This window comes from Streptomyces palmae, from assembly GCF_004684805.1.
GTDB classification, from domain to species: Bacteria; Actinomycetota; Actinomycetes; order Streptomycetales; family Streptomycetaceae; genus Streptomyces; species Streptomyces palmae.
In genome coordinates this window covers 1-4,010 of record NZ_SRID01000505.1, presented here as the reverse complement: position 1 = coordinate 4,010, position 4,010 = coordinate 1, and the positions used below count along the sequence as shown (strand labels likewise).

4 protein-coding genes are annotated in these 4,010 nt (G+C 77.9%); all 4 read left to right on the top strand.

Going from position 1 to position 4,010, the window contains the following annotated elements:
- Window positions 1–724 (top strand): D-glycero-alpha-D-manno-heptose-1,7-bisphosphate 7-phosphatase (locus E4099_RS30030; RefSeq protein ID WP_425348286.1); only part of this gene is annotated, 724 nt, incomplete at its 5' end.
- Window positions 721–1,809: a glycosyltransferase family 9 protein gene (locus E4099_RS30025; protein WP_135342264.1), complete on the top strand. Its 1,089-nt coding sequence runs from the start codon at window positions 721–723 to the stop codon at window positions 1,807–1,809. The genes E4099_RS30030 and E4099_RS30025, both read left to right, overlap by 4 nt.
- Entirely contained in the window at window positions 1,806–2,771 is a 966-nt protein-coding gene (locus tag E4099_RS30020) for a glycosyltransferase (RefSeq protein ID WP_135342263.1), read from the top strand. The genes E4099_RS30025 and E4099_RS30020 overlap by 4 nt, the downstream gene beginning before the upstream one ends.
- Window positions 2,768–4,010, top strand: a 1,243-nt coding sequence (locus E4099_RS30015) for a glycosyltransferase (protein ID WP_135342262.1), incomplete at its 3' end; no start/stop codon positions are given. The genes E4099_RS30020 and E4099_RS30015, both read left to right, overlap by 4 nt.

Below are 4,010 nucleotides of genomic sequence, written 5' to 3'. Positions count from 1 at the left end.
GCCCCGGACCGGCCCGGACCACCACCGGGCACGCCCCCCTGCCCCGGCCGGCGCCGCACACGCCGCGGCACCGAGCCGCCCACCCGGCGGCACCGGGCACCGCACGACGCCCGGTGGCCCCTGGCTGTACGGCCCCCAGCCGGCCGCGCGCCGGGCGGGCGGGCCACCGGCGGGCGGCGGAACCCGGCTCCCGCGGGCGGTGCTCTTCGACCGGGACGGCACCCTGGTGGCCGACGTGCCCTACAACGGGGACCCGGCGCGGGTCCGCCCGATGCCCACGGCCGCCGCCGCCGTCCGGGCACTGCGCGCCCGCGGCATCCCGGTCGGAGTGGTCAGCAACCAGTCCGGCGTCGCCCGCGGACTGCTGACCCGCCGCCAGGTGGAGGCGGTCCGCGAGCGCGTGGACGCCCTGCTGGGCCCGTTCGACGTCTGGGCGGTGTGCCCGCACGGCCCGGCGGACGGCTGCCGCTGCCGCAAGCCCGCCCCCGGGCTGGTGCTCGCCGCCTGCCGCCGGCTCGGGGTGTCCCCGGCCCGTACCGCCGTCATCGGCGACATCGGGTCCGACCTCGCGGCGGCCCGCGCCGCCGGTGCCCGCGGCGTGCTCGTACCCACCCCCGTGACCCGGCCGGCCGAGACCGCGGCGGCCCGGGAACTCGCCCCCGACCTGCTCGGCGCCGTACGGCTGGTGCTCGGCGAATCCCCGGCCACCGGGGGGACCCCATGACCGGGCGCCCCCGCACCCTGGTCGTCCGGCTGGACAGCGCCGGCGACACCCTCCTGGCCGGGCCCGCCATCCGCGCGGTGGCCGCCGGTTCCTCGCACACCGCGCTGCTGTGCGGCCCGCTGGGCGAACCCGCCGCCCGGCTGCTGCCGGGGGTCGACCGGGTCATCGTGCACGACGCGCCCTGGGTGGGCCTGCGGCCGGCGCCGGTGAGCCGGGCCCGCACCGACGCCCTGATCGACACCCTGGCGGCCGGCCGCTTCGACCGGGCGCTGGTACTCGTCTCCTACCACCAGAGCCCGCTGCCCGCCGCCCTCCTGCTCAAGCTGGCCCAAGTGCCCTGGACGGCCGCCGACAGCGAGGACTACCCCGGCTCGCTGCTCGACCTGCGGCACCACCGCGCACCGCACCGCCACGAGGCCGAGGCCGCGCTGGACCTAGCCCGGGCCGCCGGGTACGCCCTGCCGGCCGGGGACGACGGGGCGCTGCGCGTCCGCACCCCGCCCGACACCAGCCATCTCACCGGGCCCGGGCCGTATGTGGTGCTGCACCCCGGGGCCGCCGTCCCGGCCCGCGCCTGGAGCGCGCCCCGGGCGGTGCGCGCCGCCGCCGCCCTGGCCGCGGCCGGCCACCGGGTGGTGGTCACCGGCGCCCCCGGCGAGAAGGAGCTGACCGCGCAGGTGGCCGGCGACCACTCGCTGGACCTGGGCGGCCGCACCGACGCCCACCAGTTGGCCGGGGTGCTCGCCCAGGCCCGGGCCGCGGTGGTCGGCAACACCGGGCCGGCCCACCTGGCCGCCGCGGTGGGCACCCCGGTGGTCTCCCTCTTCGCACCGGTGGTCCCGGCCGAGCTGTGGGCCCCCTACCGGGTGCCGCACGTGGTCCTCGGCGACCAGGGCGCCCCCTGCGCGGGCACCCGCGCCCGCCGCTGCCCGGTGCCCGGCCACCCCTGCCTGGACGCGGTGCCCGACACCGAGGTGCTCGCCGCCGTGGCGAGCCTCGCCGACCGGGCCCGGCGGCTTCGTCCCGGCCGCCCACCGGCCGCACCCGACGGCCGGCGAGACACCGAACGAGGGGCCGGCGTATGAACATCCTGCTCTGGCACGTGCACGGATCCTGGACCACGGCCTTCGTCCAGGGACCGCACACCTACCTGGTGCCGGTCACCGAGGACCGCGGACCCGACGGCCTGGGCCGGGCCCGCACCTTCCACTGGCCCGAGTCGGTCCGCGAACGCACCCCCGAGCAGCTCCGGGACGAACCGGTCGACCTGGTGATCCTGCAACGGCCGCACGAGGCGCGGCTCGCCGAACGCTGGCTGGGCGGCCGGCGCCCGGGCCGCGACCTGCCCGCGATCTACCTGGAACACAACGCCCCCGACGGGGACGTGCCCCGCACCCGGCACCCGTGCGCCGACCGGGACGACCTGGTCCTGGTCCACGTCACCCACTTCAACCGGCTGTTCTGGGACAACGGCGGCACCCGGACCACGGTGATCGAGCACGGCGTCGTCGACCCCGGCCACCAGTACACCGGCCGGCTGCCGCGCGCCGCCGTCGTCGTCAACGAGCCGCTGCGCCGCGGCCGGACCGTCGGCTGCGACCTGCTGCCCGCCCTGGCCGCCGCCGCACCGCTGGACGTCTTCGGGATGCGCACCGAGGGACTCGTCCGGCACCTGGGCCTGTCCGCGGACCGCTGCCGCACCGCGGACCTGCCGCAGAGCGAGCTGCACAGCGCCATGGCCGAGCGGCGGGCGTACCTCCACCCCGTGCGCTGGACCTCCCTGGGGCTGTCCCTGCTGGAGGCCATGCACCTGGGCATGCCGGTCGTGGGCCTGGCCACCACCGAGGCGGTGGAGGCGGTGCCCACCGGCGCCGGCACGCTCTCCAATCGGCCCCAGACCCTGGCCCGCGCCCTGCGCACCTATCTGCACGAGCCCGAGGCGGCCGCCGAGGACGGTGCCCGGGCCCGCCAGGCGGCGCTCGGACGGTACGGGCTCAAACGCTTTCTCCACGACTGGGAAAGCCTGCTGACGGAGGTACGCCCGTGACGTCCCGGACCACCGCCGAACCGACCGAACTGTCCATCGCCCTGGTCTCCGAGCACGCCAGTCCGCTCGCGGCCATCGGGGGAGTGGACGCCGGCGGACAGAACGTCCATGTCGCCTGCCTGGCCGGGGCGCTCGCCGATCGGGGCCACCAGGTCACCGTCTACACCCGGCGGGACTGTGCGGACGCCCCGGCCGAGGTCCTGCTGCGGCCCGGTGTGCTGGTCCGGCATGTGAGCGCCGGCCCCGCCGCACCCCTGCCCAAGGACGAGCTGCTGCCCCACATGGCGGCCTTCTCCCGCGTCCTGGCCGAGGACTGGCGGCAGCGGCCGCCGGACGTCGTCCACTCCCACTTCTGGATGTCCGGGCTCGCCGCGCTGCGCACCACCCGGATCCTCGGACTGCCGCTGGCCCACACCTACCACGCGCTGGGCACCGTCAAGCGGCGCCACCAGCGGGACGCCGACACCAGCCCGCCCAGCCGGATCCGGCACGAGGTCCAGGTGGGGCGCGGCTGCCGGGCCACCATCGCCACCTGCCGCGACGAGGTCACCGAACTCCTGCGCATGGGCATCCCGCCAGACAGCATCCGGGTGGTGCCGTGCGGCGTCGACACCGACCGCTTCACCCCGCACGGCGCCGCCGCCCGCCGCGGACCGTATCCCCACCAACTGCTCCAGGTGGGCCGGCTGGTGCCGCGCAAGGGAGCGGCCGTCTCCATCGCCGCGCTGGCCCAGCTGCCCGAGGCGGAACTGGTGATCGCCGGCGGCCCGCCCATCGAACGGCTCGAGGACGACCCCGAGGTGCGCAGGCTGCGCTCGCTCGCCCGGAAGTGCGGCGTGGCCGACCGGGTCCGCTTCACCGGCGGCGTCCCGCCCACCGACGTGCCCGCCCTGCTGCGCGCCGCGGACGTGGTGCTGTGCCCCGCGGACTACGAGCCGTTCGGCATCGTGCCGCTGGAGGCGATGGCCTGCGGCACCCCCGTGGTCGCCAGCGCCGTCGGCGGGCACCTGGACACCGTCTGGGACCCGGGCACCGGACGGCTGGTCCCGCCCGGCGACCCCGGCGCCCTGGCCCGGGCCACCGCCGACCTGCTCGCCGACCGGGAACTGCGCCTGGCCTGCGGGGCGGCCGGCCGCCGGCGGGTCGTCAGCCGGTACGGCTGGGACACGGTGGCCGCCGCCACCGAGGAGGTCTACCTCGGTGTCCTGGACCCCCGCCCCGCCGTGACCGGAGCCGTCT

Excerpts from the sequence above, each read along its gene's own strand:
- E4099_RS30025 (WP_135342264.1), top strand. The coding sequence starts at position 721 with ATGACCGGGCGCCCCCGCACCCTGGTCGTCCGGCTGGACAGCGCCGGC.
- E4099_RS30020 (WP_135342263.1), top strand. The coding sequence starts at position 1,806 with ATGAACATCCTGCTCTGGCACGTGCACGGATCCTGGACCACGGCCTTC.